The 17,500-nt window shown below is 29.9% G+C and carries 16 protein-coding genes; 6 read left to right on the top strand and 10 right to left on the bottom strand.

Features of this window, described 5'->3' with window-relative positions; translation table 11 throughout:
* Window positions 1-954 precede the first annotated feature (954 nt).
* The 4 genes from CW731_RS00080 to ligA all read right to left on the bottom strand — a co-directional run bounded on the left by CW731_RS00080 (window position 955) and on the right by ligA (window position 5,949).
* Window positions 955-1,689, bottom strand: coding sequence for a DUF4294 domain-containing protein (locus tag CW731_RS00080; RefSeq protein WP_232734693.1), 735 nt, complete (start codon window positions 1,687-1,689; stop codon window positions 955-957).
* Between the two features lie 248 nt (window positions 1,690-1,937).
* Window positions 1,938-2,543 carry a hypothetical protein gene (locus tag CW731_RS00075; RefSeq protein WP_100944804.1) on the bottom strand — a complete coding sequence of 202 codons (606 nt, stop codon included), beginning with the start codon at window positions 2,541-2,543 and terminating at the stop codon, window positions 1,938-1,940.
* A 12-nt stretch (window positions 2,544-2,555) separates the two neighbouring features.
* Entirely contained in the window at window positions 2,556-3,881 is a 1,326-nt protein-coding gene (locus CW731_RS00070; RefSeq protein WP_157812155.1) for a hypothetical protein, read from the bottom strand.
* Window positions 3,882-3,906: 25 nt separating this feature from the next.
* Entirely contained in the window at window positions 3,907-5,949 is a 2,043-nt protein-coding gene (gene ligA / locus CW731_RS00065) for an NAD-dependent DNA ligase LigA (RefSeq protein WP_100944802.1), read from the bottom strand.
* 77 nt (window positions 5,950-6,026) lie between these two features.
* Here ligA and CW731_RS00060 point away from each other — a divergent pair, with 77 nt between their 5' ends.
* Window positions 6,027-6,689 carry a hypothetical protein gene (locus CW731_RS00060; protein ID WP_100944801.1) on the top strand — a complete coding sequence of 221 codons (663 nt, stop codon included), beginning with the start codon at window positions 6,027-6,029 and terminating at the stop codon, window positions 6,687-6,689.
* A 116-nt stretch (window positions 6,690-6,805) separates the two neighbouring features.
* Here CW731_RS00060 and CW731_RS00055 read toward each other — a convergent pair whose 3' ends face one another.
* From CW731_RS00055 to CW731_RS00045, 3 genes are all read right to left on the bottom strand, one after another.
* A complete protein-coding gene (locus CW731_RS00055) occupies window positions 6,806-7,375 on the bottom strand; it encodes a hypothetical protein (RefSeq protein ID WP_232734692.1) in 570 nt (189 codons plus the stop codon).
* Between the two features lie 285 nt (window positions 7,376-7,660).
* Window positions 7,661-9,103, bottom strand: a complete 1,443-nt coding sequence (locus tag CW731_RS00050) for a glyceraldehyde-3-phosphate dehydrogenase (RefSeq protein ID WP_100944800.1) — start codon at window positions 9,101-9,103, stop codon at window positions 7,661-7,663.
* Between the two features lie 135 nt (window positions 9,104-9,238).
* On the bottom strand, window positions 9,239-10,615 hold the full coding sequence (locus CW731_RS00045) for a trypsin-like peptidase domain-containing protein (protein ID WP_100944799.1): 1,377 nt from the start codon (window positions 10,613-10,615) through the stop codon (window positions 9,239-9,241).
* A 129-nt stretch (window positions 10,616-10,744) separates the two neighbouring features.
* Between CW731_RS00045 and dapF the strand changes: the two genes are divergently transcribed.
* Genes dapF through CW731_RS00020 form a run of 5 tightly spaced genes read left to right on the top strand, consistent with a single transcriptional unit; the run spans window position 10,745 to window position 14,705 of the window.
* Window positions 10,745-11,515, top strand: a complete 771-nt coding sequence (gene dapF, locus CW731_RS00040; protein ID WP_100944798.1) for a diaminopimelate epimerase — start codon at window positions 10,745-10,747, stop codon at window positions 11,513-11,515.
* Window positions 11,515-12,036: a GNAT family N-acetyltransferase gene (locus CW731_RS00035; protein ID WP_100944797.1), complete on the top strand. Its 522-nt coding sequence runs from the start codon at window positions 11,515-11,517 to the stop codon at window positions 12,034-12,036. The genes dapF and CW731_RS00035 overlap by 1 nt, the downstream gene beginning before the upstream one ends.
* 28 nt (window positions 12,037-12,064) lie before the next feature.
* Window positions 12,065-13,090 (top strand): endolytic transglycosylase MltG, encoded by a 1,026-nt coding sequence (gene mltG / locus CW731_RS00030; RefSeq protein WP_100944796.1) that lies wholly within the window; start codon window positions 12,065-12,067, stop codon window positions 13,088-13,090.
* 36 nt (window positions 13,091-13,126) lie between these two features.
* Window positions 13,127-14,029, top strand: a complete 903-nt coding sequence (locus CW731_RS00025; protein ID WP_100944795.1) for a DUF2279 domain-containing protein — start codon at window positions 13,127-13,129, stop codon at window positions 14,027-14,029.
* A gap of 49 nt (window positions 14,030-14,078) precedes the next feature.
* Window positions 14,079-14,705, top strand: coding sequence for a peptidoglycan-binding protein LysM (locus CW731_RS00020; protein ID WP_100944794.1), 627 nt, complete (start codon window positions 14,079-14,081; stop codon window positions 14,703-14,705).
* A gap of 109 nt (window positions 14,706-14,814) precedes the next feature.
* On the opposite strand, the gene CW731_RS00015 is transcribed toward CW731_RS00020, so the two are convergent.
* From CW731_RS00015 to dnaA, 3 genes are read right to left on the bottom strand one after another with little or no spacing between them, the layout of a single operon-like run.
* Window positions 14,815-15,519, bottom strand: coding sequence for an SAM-dependent methyltransferase (locus CW731_RS00015; protein ID WP_100944793.1), 705 nt, complete (start codon window positions 15,517-15,519; stop codon window positions 14,815-14,817).
* A gap of 60 nt (window positions 15,520-15,579) precedes the next feature.
* Window positions 15,580-16,032, bottom strand: coding sequence for a low molecular weight protein-tyrosine-phosphatase (locus CW731_RS00010; RefSeq protein WP_100944792.1), 453 nt, complete (start codon window positions 16,030-16,032; stop codon window positions 15,580-15,582).
* A 40-nt stretch (window positions 16,033-16,072) separates the two neighbouring features.
* Complete coding sequence (gene dnaA, locus CW731_RS00005) at window positions 16,073-17,500, bottom strand: chromosomal replication initiator protein DnaA (RefSeq protein ID WP_100944791.1); 1,428 nt, start codon at window positions 17,498-17,500, stop codon at window positions 16,073-16,075.

Below are 17,500 nucleotides of genomic sequence, written 5' to 3'. Positions count from 1 at the left end.
TCAATATTTTCAATGAACTTCTTTAGGGTATCGCACTCATGCATAAAAACACTCGTTGTAAATCCTAATTTGTAGAAATGTTAGAATCGAACTAACTGACAAATCAATGCCATTACCAAAATCTCTTTGATCTTTTACTGTTTCGCTTAGCGGGTGCAAATATAAAACTTAATTTAAACCTGACAAGAAAAAATAAATGTTTTTTCTCTTAACTAAAACAACTGAACTTTGTTTCCGAAAATTTCGGACAGCAAACATACAATCTTTTACAGATACCAACCTAATAATAATATATAAATTTATTTTTAAATTAAAAATAAAACTTCTTTCTGTCAATTAATAAAGACGAAACAACACTCTCAATGAACGAAACTAACAAACCAAATATCTGTTAGCGGCTGCAAACATACAATACCTTTTCTTTCTCACAACCCTTTTTTTAACCTTTTTGTAAATCATCTCTTAAAAAATCCTTAAGTCGCTATAAATGTGCTATTTATAATCAAATATACTTTTAGCTTTTTATATAGTGCATTCTTTAAAAACTTAAATATTGTTCTTTTTTTTTCTCACTACTACTACTACTACTACTACTACTACTACTACTACTACTACTACTACTACTACTACTATCAGTACTAGGCATATTAAAAAATATAGAAAGTTCTATGTCTTTTTGTTATATAATATGCTTTTAAAAAACCCTTTTTAGCTAAAAGGGTCTTTCTAATCTATTAGAAAAAATAAAGAAATACCTGCGAATGACTTATTTAATACTAAAATAAAAATTTTCACTTGCTAATTCTTTTCTTAAAAGTTGTGTTAGGGATTGAAATGGCATCCTTTTGAGAGGAACGAACAAAAGATATAATGGAAAGCCCGACCTTTTTTTATAACTAAAGCTTTTAAAAATGAATCATTGGTTCTTTAAAAAAAGGGAACACTCGAAAAAAACTAACTCTTTTTCTTCTTCTTTCTTTTCTTTTTCATTTTAGAAAACATCAATTTGTATTCCTCTACATTGATTTCTGCTTTCTTAGATGCTATAACTTTCATGAAATCGAAGTCTAATTTCGATCTCTGAGCTTGTAACTTATCGTCACGAAAAGCACGTTGTAGTATATCTTCTATCAGAAAATCTTCGTTTACAGTTTCTGGTAGGTATTCTGTTTTTAAGGAAAGCTTAAAAATATTGGCAGTTGCGTTGTACCAAAATGCTTTCCAACCACTTCTAAGCCCTCTTATGTTATTAAATGCAGTTTTACCGGTTTGACGATGAATTAATTTAATTAAAACACGACCTTCTGTTGTGGTCATTTTCTTCATTTGATCTGTAAATTCACCTTCAATGTAATCTTGAACCAGTCGCGTGTATTTTCTCTTCTTACTTTTTGATGCTATTCTGTCTAATTTAGCATTTAAGCTATCTAGTCTTTCTGATGCTAATTTGGCAAAAGGATATGCTTTGTATACTTTCTTCCTAAACCATAGATAATACCGAATGTCTTCTTGTGAGCTAAATTTTGGCTTTGGTAATAATGCAATTTCATTTAATTGAATGACAACTGAGTCTCCTGGTTTTACAAAAATATATTCATCTATGTTTTTAGGCAATGAATCTAAATCTCTCTTTTGTGAAAAAGTAAGGAAAGAAATTGTCATTATATATAGGTATACTATTTTTTTCAAATATTGGGTTTTAGAATTCAACTTATGGTTTTATTTTCACTACATAGACACATCAAAAAGAATGATTTTATACCGTTCGATTATCTGTTGCAAAATAGATACCAAAGTTTGTTTAACGTTTTGGTATATGAAAAGTAGCAGAATAAATATGCTATTACTTTCAGATTATAAACAAAAATAGAAGAAAAGCACAAACTTTGTAGTTTGCACTTAACTGCTATTTTTTATATACCGTGTTGTGGTTTGTATTAATTTACAGTTCCATTAGGTATTCCCCCTTTTATTTTCCAATTGCCATTTTTTTTAATTATGACTCTTATTCCATTAGCTCCAACTTTATTTTTTACATAGTATTCATAAATAATAGCTTTTTTCTTATCTTTACTGTATAAAGGTTCAGATAACCTTATTATTGGTATATGATTTTGGTAACTTTTAATGTTATCTATAGATATAATTTTTATTTTATTATTTTCTATATTTGATGATTCCCATTCTTTTATTGACCAAAATTGATACTTATTTTTTATTTCGTCTAATTCTTTTTTGGAAACAACACCATCAACATCTTTTAAAAATACTGAATAAGCAATATTATCATTTTTTTTAGCTAAAGGTTTGTCCATTATTTTATAATTATAAACTCTGTAATATGGATTAAGAACATTTGCTGGTTTTAAAGATTTATCATTATAATAAGTTTCTTTTATTAGTAAAACTGAATCGTATTCTTTTAAAATAAGGTTTAGAATTTCTTTATTATTCTTGTCTATTATCTCTTTTTGACCTTTACAGGATGCGAAAAATATAAAGAAAAATAAGTTTAGTACGATATAGATTATATTAACTTTCATAGAATTAGGTTTTTAGTTACATGGATTTCCTTTAGCATCAGTAGAATTAGTGTCTTCTGACAAATTTGTGGTTTCTATTCTAGCTCTGTCTAATTCATTTAAATCTGATGTTTGGTTATATATTTCTGTTCCATATAAGCCACCCCAAGCTAAATCTGTATAATATAGAGAAGTATTAGAATTGTTATCCCAAACCGATAAAGCATTAGAAATAGATGTAATATAATTTCTTGCCATTTCTTCGTGTTGATATTTATTCCAAGCTGATGGTGTATTAGGATTTCCATATTTTTTAGCAACTAAATCATTCCAAAGTTCTGGAAATGTTTTTAGAGAAAGTTCAGGGTCTCCGTTTTTTGCAATATCTATATAACTCAAAATATATGCATGAATTGCTTCATGGATTATTGTTCTAGCTATAGATAATTTAGTTGCAGAATTTACATAACTTGTATTAAGTTTTGTAAGGTAATTACTTGCTGTTTGATTATCCCAATCTGTATTTGCTGCATCAGTTGTGTTAGTGGTTTCGAGTGTCCAATTAAAATCTGCATTTTCACCAGCAAATTGATTTACGATATCTTCAATAGCTTTTCCACTTTGTATCGCTTCTAAAATTGCTTTAGAGCATGCGTCTAAATTATCTGTATCAATTTTATCATCAATTGTTGAATTTGCATTAGAGTTTCCACCAGTACCAGTTCCACTTCCACTACTGCCTCCAACGTCATTCCAACTAAAATCATCATTACAAACATCAAAAGTGTACATTAAAGTAGTATCAGTTTCTCCTGTATTAGGGTCATAACTATGTTCATAAACACCATAAGTTTCACAAGCTCTTTCTGGTGCTTCTGCATTTTTACTATAATACCTATTATTCGTAATAAGATTATTATCTTGATTATAGAAAAGAAAAGGAAGTTTTAATTTATCTTCAAATGTTGAAAAATCATCTTCAGACTTATTTATGAATACTTTCAGGTTTACTCTTAGATTTTCTTGATTTAGGTCAAAGAATAAATATGAATAAGTTTCTGTAGTCTTTGTTTTATGATTTTTTCCTTTTTTAGTGAGTTCTAAATTACTTCTTTTTAATGGGATATAAATTTTTTGATTAGCTACTTCTCCATTTCCCCAATTTAAATCGCCTTTAAAAAACACATTATTCTCCAGAGGGAAATTTTTATTTTGCTCAAACCAAGATTTTACTTGATTTATTTGCTCTTGTTTTTCAGATAATAATACATCTTGTTCTTGACAACTGTTGAGAAGTAATGTAACTCCAAATAATATAATACCAATTTTTAAAAGTTTAAGTAATTTGTTTTTTTTCATTTTCATGATTTTTTAAATTTACTAATTAATTTTCAGTTTTCAATTCAGCCGTTTGAGTGAGATATAAACCGCAACTAATTTTATCTATAAAATCTTGTTCAGAAATAATTGAAACGCCTAAGTCTTGCGCTTTTGTTAATTTACTTGGTCCCATATTATCGCCTGCAACAATAAAATTTGTTTTTTTAGAGATTGATGAACTTACTTTTCCACCATTGTCTTCAATTGCTTTTTTAAGTTCGTTTCTAGATAGTTGATGAAAAACGCCTGAAACCACAAAAACTTGCCCTTCTAACTTGTCGGTTTGATTTTCTAAACTTTCTGCCGAAACCTCTAATTGCAATCCGTAACTTTTTAAACGATTTATTAATTGAATGTTTCCTAAATTATTAGAAAAATCGAGAATACTCTGCGCTATTCGATCTCCAATTTCATCGGCTTTAATCAACTCTTCAAACGTTGCCGTCATTAGATTGTCAATCGATTTGAAATGTTTTGCTAGTTTTTTAGCAACTGTTTCACCTACAAAACGAATTCCGAGTGCAAATAATACTTTTTCAAACGGAATTTCTTTTGATTTCTCAATTCCGTAAATCATATTCTGTGCAGATTTCTCTGCCATTCTTTCTAACGGAATTACTTGTTCAACTTTTAAGTCGTACAAATCTGCATAATTCTGAATTAAACCTTCTTTACGTAATAAATCTACCGTTTCTAATCCCAAACCATCAATATCCATGGCTTTTCTTGAAATAAAGTGCTGAATTCTTCCTGTTATTTGTGGCGCACAACCAAATTCATTCGGGCAATAATGTTTTGCATCACCTTCTGTTCTTACCAATTCTGTATTACATTCCGGACAATTGGTTGCATAGATTGTTGGTTTTGAATCTTCTGGACGTTTTGTAAAATCTACTGCTATTATTTTCGGAATAATCTCTCCTCCTTTTTCTACAAAAACAGTATCTTTTTCTCTAATATCTAATTTTTCTATTTGATCTGCATTGTGCAAAGACGCTCGTTTTACCGTTGTACCTGCTAATTGAACTGGATCTAAATTTGCAACCGGTGTAATTGCACCCGTTCTACCAACCTGATACGTAATTTCATTTAATGTTGTAGAAACTTGCTCCGCTTTAAACTTGTATGCAATTGCCCAACGAGGTGCTTTCGCTGTGTACCCAAGCTCTTCTTGATGCTGTAAATTATTTACTTTTATTACAATTCCGTCTGTTTCATAAGGTAACTCATGACGATTGACATCCCAATAATTTACAAAATCGTACACTTCATCAATCGTTTTTGCTAGTTTTATAGATTTTGGAACTTTGAAACCAACTTTTCTAGCATACTCTAAACTTTCGAAATGCGTTTTATATTTTCTTTCTGATGTTACCACTTGATACAACAAACAATCTAAAGGTCTTTTTGCAACTTCGGTACTGTCTTGTAATTTTAAACTTCCGCTTGCGGTATTTCTAGGATTTCTATATTCTTCTTCTCCGTTTTCTATACGTTCTTCATTCATTTTAATGAAACCTTCTAAAGGTAAAATGATTTCTCCTCGCATTTCAAAATCGCGGACGAAGTCCGGTTTTATATTTAATGGAATTGATTTTATTGTACGAATATTTGTTGAAACGTCATCTCCTTGAAAACCATCGCCACGTGTTACCGCTTTCACAAACTGACCGTTTTCATAAGTTAAATTGATAGATGCACCATCAAATTTTAATTCACATGTAAATTCTAACGCTGTAGTTCCTAAAACTTTTTCTACTCGTTTTTCCCATTCAAACAAATCTTCTTTTGAATACGAGTTATCTAAAGAATACATTCTGTTTTTATGCACAATTGTATTAAAGTTCTTAATAACAGTACCTCCTACTCTTTGTGTTGGTGAATTTGCATCGAAAAAAGCGATATTTTCTGCCTCTAATTTTTCTAATTCTTTTAGTTTTATGTCGAAATCAAAATCGGAAATTGTTCCGTTATCTAATACATAATAGTTGTAATTATGGTTGTTTAACTCATCACGAAGTTGTTGTATTCTTTCTTCTTCACTCATAATATATCTATAGAAAAACTTGTTTTTGAATTTAAAAAAATGTATTTTAAATGTTCATTCAAAAATGAAATAAAAAAATGAAATACGCTATAAAAATACATAAAATTTCTACAGTTGATGAGCTTTCTGATGCTTGGAATGTTCAAGATTTTAAAGAACTTTTAGAGAGATTTGATTTCGCAAACGATGAAGTAAGCGATATCAAAGAATTAAGAGAATTGCTTTTTATGGCAATTGCCGATAAAGACCCAAGTGAAGCTGCTGCAATTGTACTAGATTATAAATTGAGTGATCATTTAAATGAAGGACAAATAGATTCTCTTTCTTATGAAATGTTGGTAGATAAAATTTCTGAAGAATATCCTAAAATTGATTTACACAAAGAGCTTTTTAACGTAAATCAGTTATTATACAAAGCATATAATGGGAAATTTCCAAATACAAAAGCAACGATTGTCGATTTTGAAATTACACCTCTATTAAATGCTGACAAGGAGATTAGCAAAGAAATTGTATTAAAATGTTTTGCAAAGAATTTAGACAGTCACAATGTAATTATTCGTTTGTTTGGAAAACAATTGAATGGAGAAGAAGAATTTGACGAAGCAAATGATATTATTTGGGATTTGCAAAAAAAAGAAACCGGTTATCGTTTAACAACTTCAGAATATTTTATGAGTAAAGATGAATTTCTAAACGAAGAATTAGATTGTAAGATTGAATTCTTTGAGAAAGAATAACCTTTTAGATTCGTAAAAAAACGTGTCTTCTTGAGCGTAATCGAAAGCTTTATTACTAATTAATACGTTCTCGACTGCGCTCAAACGGACATCGTTTATTTTTATAAAATACTTTTTTAGTCTCTAACAGTTCCTGTAAAATGATTTACTTTAGAGTTTATAGGGTTTCCTGAAGATCTTCTAAAACCGGCTATTTGACCAGCATGCCAAATTGCATCTGCAATTGGACCGTTAATTACATTAAAAAAAGGAACACTAATTTTACCTTCTTTTTTCACAGTAAATTCCGATAAATTTCTACTCACCTTTATCCTATTACTTATCGCTTCTAAATTTAAAAGTGTTTGTTTTCTCATATCTGCAAACGTCATTTTCTCCTTTTCTATTTCTTGTTTGAAATCCGTTTTTGTTAAACGCAGCAACATATTAGATAAATCATACAAATGATCTACCGTTTTTTGACAATCTCTACCATCTCCTTTTGGCTGATATGCTAAATCTTCTCCACGTAAACCTTCTGTTGCCCAATAATATCTAAAACCTAAGCCATCTATCATTCTTGCAACTGTGTTTTGTGCTGTGTACTTTTCTGCCATTTTTGGAATCTGATAATATGGTAATTTTTCTTGTGACTTTATTGAAATAGTGAAAAATAAGATTGTTATAATGATTAGCTTGATTTTCATACTTTTTATTTTGACTGCTAAATTAAGGAAAGTTTAAATTTGAACACAATAGAAACTTAGGTTTTAAGAAATTATGATATGACTTGATAAACGAGCTTAAACCTAATTAAAGTATTTGTTTTAAGCTCTTTTTTTTTTTACAAAAAAGCGAGTGCCTTTCGACTTTGCTAAAAAACAAACTATAAACAGGAAGTAATTTCAACAAAATAAAAACAAAACCCGATACATAAATGCATCGGGTTTTTACATTCAACTTTTGCTGAATGAATTTGCACTAAGAGTGTCTTAATAATATGTAAATCTTCTCACCTTTGCGATGTGTTTTGCCAAACGAATTACTTGGTGAGAATAGCCGTATTCATTGTCATACCAAACATAAATTACAATAGTTTCATTGTCTGTAATGGTTGCTTTACTATCGAAAATTGATGGTGCAGTGGTGCCTATAATATCTGAAGAAACTAATTCATTGTCTAAAGAATATTTTATTTGTTCTACCAAATCGCCTTCTAAAGCATATTTTTTAATTAAAGAATTTACGCCTTCTTTAGTAACTTTCGTATTTAATTGTAAGTTTAAAATGGCTAAAGAACCATTAGGAACAGGAACTCGAATTGCGTTAGAGGTTAACTTTCCTTCTAAAGCTGGTATTGCTTTTGCAACTGCTGCACCTGCGCCTGTTTCTGTAATTACCATATTTAAAGCGGCAGCTCTTCCTCTTCTGTACTTACTGTGCATATTATCGACTAAATTCTGATCGTTTGTATATGCGTGAATGGTTTCTAAATGCCCTTTTTTAATTCCGTAATTATCTTCTAAAACCTTTAAAATTGGTGTTATTGCATTGGTTGTACAAGATGCTGCAGAGAAAATGTCTACTTTATCTGGGTTGTTCTGTTTATGATTTACACCATGAACAATATTTGGAACCCCTTTTGCTGGCGCTGTTATTAAAACTTTGCTTGCTCCTTTAGATTTTAAATGTCTACTTAACTCAACATCATTTCTAAAAGCACCTGTATTGTCTATAATTAAAGCGTCGTTAATATCATATGTTGTATAATCGATATCTTCTGGATTGTTTGCAGAAATCATATAAACAGTTGTTCCGTTAATAATTAATGCTTTATTCTCTACATCTACTTGAACAGTTCCTAAGAAGTCTCCATGTACCGAATCGATACTTAATAAAGAGGCTCTTTTTTCTAAAACGGTTTCATTTATTTCGCCACGAGTTACAATTGCTCTTAACCTCAATTGAGAACCTTTACCCATTTTAGTCATTAATTCTCTTGCTAATAACCTTCCTATTCTACCAAAACCATACAAAACAACGTCTTTTGGTTGAATATCTTTTGCAACTGTTGCATCTTTTAATTTATTTTGAACAAAGGCTACTTTATCTTCGCAGCTTTTAGAACTTAAATAACATTCATATGCCAATTTACCAATGTCTAATTTAGAAGACGGTAAATCTATTTGCTTAATTGCCTTTGCAATATCTAAAGCATCTAGAATAGAAATTGGTTTACTTACAAATTCTCTTGCATACTCTATTAAGTTTAAAACTTCACTAGCTCTTTTATCTACTAAAGGATTTCTAAAAAGTACTAATTCAATCGATTTATCATACCATAAATCGTTTACGATATTAATAAACTCTACAGTTGCTCTTCTTGTTTGCGCCTGTGATAAAACTTCTTCGTTGTAATTTACTTTTGTTGACATAGTTGTGTTACTATAATTAAATTTTCGGCAAAAGTATTTAATTTTTCCACAATACGAAATCGATTTCGTAAAAAGTTTTAAAATAAAAAAAATCCTGATTTAAAATCAGGATTTTGAAATGGATAAAATATTTTCTTAAAAACGAATTCGTTCTCTTTCCCCGTCCAAGTTTATCAACTCTATAATATTATTAGAATATCTAGAGTTATATAATTTATTTAAGATAGCAGCGGTTTCTTGCGCATTGTCAACTTCTTTATCGTTTATTTTAGTAATAATGTAATTACTTAAACCGTACTTAGTATCCTTAATTATCTTAATTCCTTTATTAATTTTTCTAAGTTTCTTTTCTTCTTTAGACAACTCTTTTAATTCCCAACCTAAAGCTGGCGCAGAAATGGCCTTTATTCTTTTTGTCAATTTCACATTCTTCATTAACAATTCACCATCTCTTTCAACAGTAATAGTTACAGATTCACCTGGTCTTTTTGCTGTTAATTGCCCTCTTAATTCAGAAAACTTAGAGATTTTAACACTGTTTATTTTTACAATAATATCATCCTTTTGTAAACCTGCATTTGCTGCACCTTGGTTTTCTTCTACATCTGCTATTCTAACACCTTCTACCTTATTATCTTCAGCTGGCAAGAAACGAATTCCTAAAACAGCTTCTTGTACAGTACCAAATTCTAAAATATCATCAATTATTTTTTTAGCAATATTAGAAGGAACCGCAAAAGAATACCCAATAAAAGAACCTGTTTTAGAAGAAATAGCTGTGTTAATTCCTATTAATTCACCTCTTGCATTTACCAAAGCTCCACCACTATTCCCTGGGTTTACTGCCGCATCTGTCTGTATAAAAGATTCTATATTTCTGTTTCCTTCTAAATCTCTTCCTTTAGCAGAAATAATTCCTGCAGTTACCGTAGATGTTAAGTTGTAAGGATTCCCAACGGCTAAAACCCATTCTCCTATTTTTATATTATCTGAATTTGCAAAAGGAACATATGGCAAATCTATATCTGTGTCAATTTTTAATAAAGCAATATCGTTTGCAGTATCTCTTCCTATTAATTCTGCTTTGTATTTCTTCTTATTGTTTAATGTAATTTCTAATGCACTTGCACCTTCAATTACATGATTATTGGTTACAATATAACCATCTGCAGAAATAATAACACCGCTTCCTGTACCAACTTGCTCGTACTGTCTTTGTCCGTTTCCTCTTCCGAAGAAAAGATCTAACTGATTTGTTTGTGTTCGAATTGCCGTATTTTTAACGTGCACAACTGCATGAACGGTCTTATCTGCAGCTACTGTAAAATCTGTAGACATTTCTACCGAGCCTGTACTTTTGTAATTCGGATTGTAATTTGTTTGAACCGTTTCTATAGGATTTTGAACTGTTCTTTCTATTACTACTTGTTCATTAAATAGCATCTTGTAACCACCCAAAGTAAGTGCTCCTCCTAAAATTGCCATACCAAGAAAACTGAATGCTTTTTTCATTTTTATTAATTTTTGTTATCCAAAGATATAATTTTAACATATTAAAAAAATCTGTTTAACTTCTTTTTAACGGACTTTAACCACTTTTTAACAACCATTAATTATACCTGAAATACTTATCTTTGCTTTATGAATTTGAATTTTTATAAATACGAAGGAACTGGTAACGATTTTGTAATGATCGATAACAGGACAAAAATCTTTCCTAAAGAGAATCTTAAAGTAATTTCTCATCTTTGTGACAGGCATTTTGGCATTGGCGCAGATGGTGTTATTTTAATAGAAAATGATACTGAATTCGATTTTAAAATGATTTATTTTAATGCTGATGGAAGTGAAACTTTCTGTGGAAATGGAGGTCGATGTACTGTTGCTTTTGCTAAACAGTTAGGTATTATTAAAAATAATACACATTTTATTGCTGTTGACGGGCCTCATTTTTCTGAAATAGAAAATTGTAATGTCTCTCTAAAAATGATTGATGTTGCAGAAGTACAAGTAAATGAACATTCAGTTTTTGCATATACAGGAACGCAGCATCATGTTGAGTTGGTTGACAGTTTAGATGATTACCCTGTGTATAAAAACGGTAAAAAGATTAGAGATTCATATTCAGAACCTGGAAGTAACGTAAATTTTGTAGAACAAATTAATAAAGATACTTTTAGAGTTAGAACGTACGAAAAAGGAGTGGAAAATGAAACTTTAGCTTGCGGAACAGGTGTTACAGCGGTTGCAATTGCCATGCATAAAACAAATAAAACTAAAAGTAATTTAATTTTATTGCCTGTAGAAGGTGGTCATTTAGAGGTTTCTTTTACAGAAGAAAACGGTGTTTACAAAAACGTGTTTTTAAAAGGACCTGCTACTTTTGTTTTTAAAGGTGAAATACAGATATAATGAACAACCTTAAAGGAACAAATATAATTTTACGTGCTCTAGAACCAGAAGATTTAGATTTTCTATACAACATAGAAAATAACGAATCTTTTTGGGAAATAAGCCATACCCAAACTCCGTTTTCTAAGTTTATTTTGAAACAATATTTAGAAAATGCACATTTAGATATCTTTGAAGCAAAACAACTACGCTTATTAATAGAAGAAAAATCAACAAAAAGACAATTAGGAATGATTGATTTGTTTGATTTTAATCCGCAACATAAAAGAGCAGGAATTGGTATTTTAATTCATCCCGATTTTCAAAAAAATGGTTATGCATCAGAAGCTTTATCCGTTTTAATTAATTATGCGTTTTCTCATTTGAATTTGCATCAACTGTATGCGAATATTACTTCAGACAATTCTAAAAGTATTTCTTTATTTACAAAACATAAATTCGAAAAAGTAGGTGTAAAAAAAGAATGGATTTTATCTGAAGGAAAATTTAAAGATGAGATCTTATTTCAATTGATAAAATAGTAACTTTACAGCCCTAAAACAGATACAATTGAAGAAAAAAATTATTTACACATTTGCTGCTATATTAATAATTGGTGGAATGTTTGGTTACAACTATTATCAAAAAATATTCGGAAAAGCAATTACAAAAGAGCATGTTCTTTTTGTAACAGCAACAAGTAGTTTATTAGACGTTAAAAAAGAGTTAGAAGAATATTCTAAAAGTCCTGAAACATTTCTTTGGGTTGCCGCTAAAAAAAACTTTTCAAATCCGAAACCTGGCAGATATGTTTTAACAGCAGGAATGTCTAATAATGATCTTGTAAATATCTTACGAAGCGGTAGACAAACACCTTTTAAATTATCTTTTAACAATCAAGACACTTTAGAAAAATTTGCTGGCAGAATTGCAGAACAAATAGAAGCAGATTCTATCTCTTTACTTACTTCCTTTAAAGAAGAAGCATTTTTATCTAAAAATAATTTAACTGAAAAATCTGTACTTCAAATTTTAATTCCGAATACATATGAATTCTATTGGACCGTTTCCCCAGAAAACTTTAGAGCAAAAATGTTGGTTTCTTACAAAAGGTTTTGGAATGAAAATAGATTGCAGAAAGCAAAGAAATTAAATCTTACAAAAAGTGAAGTTATTACTTTAGCTTCTATTGTTCAAAAAGAAACAGCACAAAATTCTGAAAGACCAATTGTTGCTGGTTTGTATTTGAATCGTCTTAATGATGGTTGGCCACTACAAGCAGATCCAACAATAATCTATTGTGTAAAAGAAATAAAAGGGCAAGATTATGTTGTAAAAAGAGTTTTAACAGTAGATTTAGAAATAAATTCTCCTTACAATACCTATAAAAACAAAGGACTACCTCCTACTTTAATTTCAATGCCAGATATTTCTGCAATTGATGGTGTTTTAAATGCAACTAAACACAACTACTTTTATATGTGTGCGAGTATTGATAAAATTGGATATCATGAATTTGCAAAAACATTAACACAACATAATAGAAACGCAGCAAAATATCAACGATGGTTGAATACACAAGGTGTAAATAGATAGTTAATTTTTAGTCTTTTTTAAACTTGAAAAATTGTTTTGAAAAAAAATAACATAGCATTTTTTTCTATATTACTTCTATTTACCACATTTTCTAGTGCCCAAGAAGCATCCTTTTTAAAAAAATCGGATACTTTAAATAGCAAAAGAAGAAATACAGTAATAATTACTGAAAGTGTTTTAACTAGCGGAACCTTATTAGCGTTAAACCAACTTTGGTATAAAGATTACCCTCATTCTAGTTTTCATTTTAAAAATGATAATAACGATTGGAAGCAAATGGATAAAGCTGGACATTTTATGACTTCCTATTATCTAGGTAAAGTAGGAATGGAAGTTTTAGATTGGACAGGAATTTCTAAGAAAAATCAACTTATTTATGGTGCTACTTTAGGTTTCACTTTTCTGACTGCTGTAGAAATTTTAGATGGTTTTTCTGAAGAATGGGGTGCTTCTTCTGGTGATATTTTAGCAAATGCTGCAGGAACTGGCTTATTGGTTGGTCAAGAATTATTATGGAACGAACAAAGAGTTACCGTTAAATACTCTTTTCATCAAACTAATTACGCAAAACAAAGACCAAGTACATTAGGAGAGAATTTTTTACAACAGTCTTTAAAAGATTACAACGGACAGACATATTGGCTTTCTGCTAATATCTGGTCTTTTCACAAGGAAAGTGACTTCCCTAAATGGTTAAATGTAGCTTTTGGTTATGGTGCTGAAGGAATGCTATATGGCGAAACAAAAACAACCAACTCAATGCCACAAGATCCTTACAGACAGTTTTATTTGAGTTTAGATCTAGATTTGACAAAAATTAACACAAAATCGAAACTCTTACAATCTGTCTTTTCTGTTGTTAATTTCATAAAGATTCCTTCTCCAACGCTGGAAATTAACACGAAAGGTCAATTAAAATTTCATTATTTGTATTTTTAGTAAAATTTAACATATTGAGAATCAATTACTTTTAAATTATATTGTAGCTTTGCACCCGCAAAACAGAAATATATATTTTATCAAAAATAAAATCATTTTATTCAGTGTAGTTCTCCTTTTTATCAATGCAACATCTATTGATAAAAAAAATGTCTCTGATTCAGAAACAATAGCGTTAACTAAATTAAGTTTTCCTAAATCTATAGGAAATGATATTTTTTATTTGAAAAGAGATTTTGTTGCTTTTAAAGAGGCAGTTGCCTTTAAAGAATCTCAAGGAAAATATGCAACTGTAAATACATTAGGATATTTAGGAAAATATCAATTTGGTCGTACTACTTTACACCGATTTAATATTTACAATACACAAGAATTTTTAAGAAACCCAGAATTACAAGAAAATGCATTTGTAGCTTTATGTAAAGTAAATAAATGGATTTTAAGAAAAGACATACAACGTTCTGTTGGTAAAACAATGAATGGTATTAAAATTACCGAATCAGGTATTTTAGCTGCTGCTCATTTAAGTGGTGCAGGAAACGTAAAGAAGTTTTTAAGAAGTTATGGCTCTCAACGTTTTTCTGATGCCTATGGCGCAAGTATTCAATCTTATTTAAAAAAATTTGCTGGTTATAATGTTTCTAATATTATAGCAGATAAAAATGCGAAGGTTTAATATCCTTTTCCAATAGCAAGAAACACTTTATTAGATTTCAAGAATCTAACAAAGTGTTTCTTGCTATTTCTATATTTTACAGATAAAGAACGCCTAAAATGATTATTCTTTACTTGTGAATAATAAAAATAGCAGGTTTTTTATGTAAATCTGGTGTTTGATGTTTCCAATCTTGTACAGCAAGTGTTTTAATAAATTCTGATGGTAATGTTATGTCTGCAGCAATACACAAATTTGTAGTTGGTGATAATACCGCTTTTAAATCTGCAAACATTTTTTCATTTCTATAAGGAGTTTCAATAAAAATCTGAGATTGATTTTTATCTTTAGACAACTTCTCTAGATCTTTAAGTGCTTTTTTTCGATCACCTTTATCAATTGGCAAATAGCCATTAAAAGCAAAATTTTGTCCGTTCATACCAGAACTCATCATTGCCATTAAAATAGAACTTGGCCCAACTAAAGGAACTACCTGAATGTTATTTTCATGTGCTAATTTTACAATACTTGCTCCTGGATCTGCAACTGCTGGTACACCTGCTTCAGACAATAAACCTACATTTATACCTTCTTTACAAACGTCTAAATATCTTCTTGTTTCAATTTCTTCAGCATACTTATCTAAAGACATTAATTGTAATGAAGGTTGTACTTTTTTAGGGCAAATCTTTTTGATAAACCTTCTTGCCGTTTTTTCATTCTCAACAATATAATAATCAATTTGCTCTACTACTTTCTTAACCGATAAAGGCATTACTTCTAAAGGTTCTGTATCTCCTAATGTTGTGGGAATTAAATAGAGTTTACCAATCATTATTTCTCTTTTAGGCACTAATTTTATAAATTTTAACTAATAAAAATATGATAATTTACTTTAAGACAATTTACTAGCGATAATATCACAAGCTTCATCTAACATTTTGTAAACATCTTCAAAACCAGATTTTCCACCATAATAAGGATCTGGAACAGATAAATTTTTAGTAGGGTTTGATTCTTTTAAAATCATTTTTACTTTCTGTTTATCTTTATTATTTCTAGATAACGAAAGTATGTTTTTATAATTACTTTCATCCATAGCATAAATAAAATCAAAAGTATCGAAATCTTTTACTGTAATTTTTCTTGCTTGTTGCTTTGTAATATCTATGTTATATTTTGTCGCAACTTCTATAGAACGTTTATCTGGAAGATTTCCAACATGATAAGCAGCTGTTCCTGCAGAATCTACAAAAACAGCTTCATTATTCACTTTAGACTTCAAAATACCTTCTGCTAATGGAGAACGACAAATATTCCCCAAACAAACCATTAGTACTTTTTTCATCAGAATAAAATTAAAAAATTATGATTTTAAAACAGCTTTTTTAGAACGTTAACTTCTTAGTTAAGTCGTCTACGTACTTTCTAAATTGCTTGTCTGTCTCTGTCAAATTATCTACCGTTTTACAAGCATGTAAAACTGTTGCGTGATCTCTTTGCCCAATTTGGTTACCAATACTTGCCAAAGATGTCTTTGTTAATCTCTTCGCAAAATACATTGCTAATTGGCGTGCTTGTACAATATGACGTTTTCTAGTTTTAGATTGCAACGTAGCAACATCCATATCAAAATACTTAGAAACTTCTTTCTGAATGTAATCGATTGAAACTTCTTTCTTCGTATTCTTAACAAACTTATCTACAATCTGTTTTGCCAATTCTAAAGAAAATTCTCTTCTATTAAAAGAAGCTTGTGCAATCATAGAAATAATAACACCTTCTAATTCTCTAACGTTAGATTTAATATTTTTAGCGATATAACCAACAATTTCTTCTGGCATTTCTACACCATCTCTATACAGTTTATTGTCTAAAATAGAAATTCTAGTTTCATAATCTGGTGCTTGTAATTCCGCAGACAATCCCCATTTAAAACGAGATAACAAACGCTGTTCTATGTCTTGCATATCTACAGGTGCTTTGTCTGATGTTAAAATTACTTGTTTTCCATTTTGGTGTAAATGGTTAAAAATATGGAAGAAAACATCTTGTGTTCCTGCTTTACCAGATAAGAATTGAACATCATCAATAATTAAAACATCTACCATTTGATAGAAATGAATAAAATCATTTCTTGTATTCGACTTTACTGAATCTATAAATTGTTGTGTAAATTTTTCCGAAGAAATATACAACACCGTTTTATCTGGGTATTTATCTTTTATATCTACACCAATAGCGTGTGCTAAATGTGTTTTTCCTAAACCAACTCCCCCATAAATTAATAATGGATTAAAAGAAGTTCCGCCTGGTTTGTTAGCAACTGCCATACCTGCAGAACGTGCCAACCTATTAGCGTCTCCTTCTATAAAGTTTACAAAATTGTAATTAGGGTTTAATTGAGATTCTATTTTAACTTTCTGTAACCCTGGAATTACAAACGGGTTTCTTAATTCTCTTTTACCTGAATCTATAGGAGCAGTAACATTTTGTGGTTTTAACGGATCTCTGTTAGAGCTAGGAATTTTAACAATTTGCGGTCTATTACTGCTATAATTGTTTTCCATTTTTACGTCGTAAATCAATTTGGCATCACTACCTAATTGTCTAACTAACGCAACTCTTAATAACTTAATATAATGTTCTTCTAACCATTCATAAAAAAACTTACTAGGTACCTGTATCGTTAACGCTTCTCCTGAAAGTTTTACGGGTTTGATCGGTTCAAACCAAGTTTTGTATGCTTGCGGCTTGATATTGTCTTTTATAAAAGACAAGCATTCATTCCAAACAGAGTCAGCAGTTAAATTCAT

The sequence above is a fragment of the Polaribacter sp. ALD11 genome, assembly GCF_002831685.1.
In the GTDB taxonomy this organism is placed as follows: domain Bacteria; phylum Bacteroidota; class Bacteroidia; order Flavobacteriales; family Flavobacteriaceae; genus Polaribacter.
The sequence above is the reverse complement of the archived record's forward strand: the minus strand, read 5'-3'. Positions and strand labels throughout refer to the sequence as shown.

Coding starts and splice junctions, on each gene's coding strand:
- CW731_RS00050 (WP_100944800.1), bottom strand. CDS start 9,103: ATGTCAACAAAAGTAAATTACAACGAAGAAGTTTTATCACAGGCGCAA.
- ligA (WP_100944802.1), bottom strand. CDS start 5,949: ATGAGTGAAGAAGAAAGAATACAACAACTTCGTGATGAGTTAAACAAC.
- dnaA (WP_100944791.1), bottom strand. CDS start 17,500: ATGAATTTAACTGCTGACTCTGTTTGGAATGAATGCTTGTCTTTTATA.
- CW731_RS00055 (WP_232734692.1), bottom strand. CDS start 7,375: ATGAAAATCAAGCTAATCATTATAACAATCTTATTTTTCACTATTTCA.
- CW731_RS00070 (WP_157812155.1), bottom strand. CDS start 3,881: ATGAAAAAAAACAAATTACTTAAACTTTTAAAAATTGGTATTATATTA.
- CW731_RS00045 (WP_100944799.1), bottom strand. CDS start 10,615: ATGAAAAAAGCATTCAGTTTTCTTGGTATGGCAATTTTAGGAGGAGCA.
- CW731_RS00010 (WP_100944792.1), bottom strand. CDS start 16,032: ATGAAAAAAGTACTAATGGTTTGTTTGGGGAATATTTGTCGTTCTCCA.
- CW731_RS00075 (WP_100944804.1), bottom strand. CDS start 2,543: ATGAAAGTTAATATAATCTATATCGTACTAAACTTATTTTTCTTTATA.
- CW731_RS00015 (WP_100944793.1), bottom strand. CDS start 15,519: ATGATTGGTAAACTCTATTTAATTCCCACAACATTAGGAGATACAGAA.
- dapF (WP_100944798.1), top strand. CDS start 10,745: ATGAATTTGAATTTTTATAAATACGAAGGAACTGGTAACGATTTTGTA.
- CW731_RS00035 (WP_100944797.1), top strand. CDS start 11,515: ATGAACAACCTTAAAGGAACAAATATAATTTTACGTGCTCTAGAACCA.
- CW731_RS00060 (WP_100944801.1), top strand. CDS start 6,027: ATGAAATACGCTATAAAAATACATAAAATTTCTACAGTTGATGAGCTT.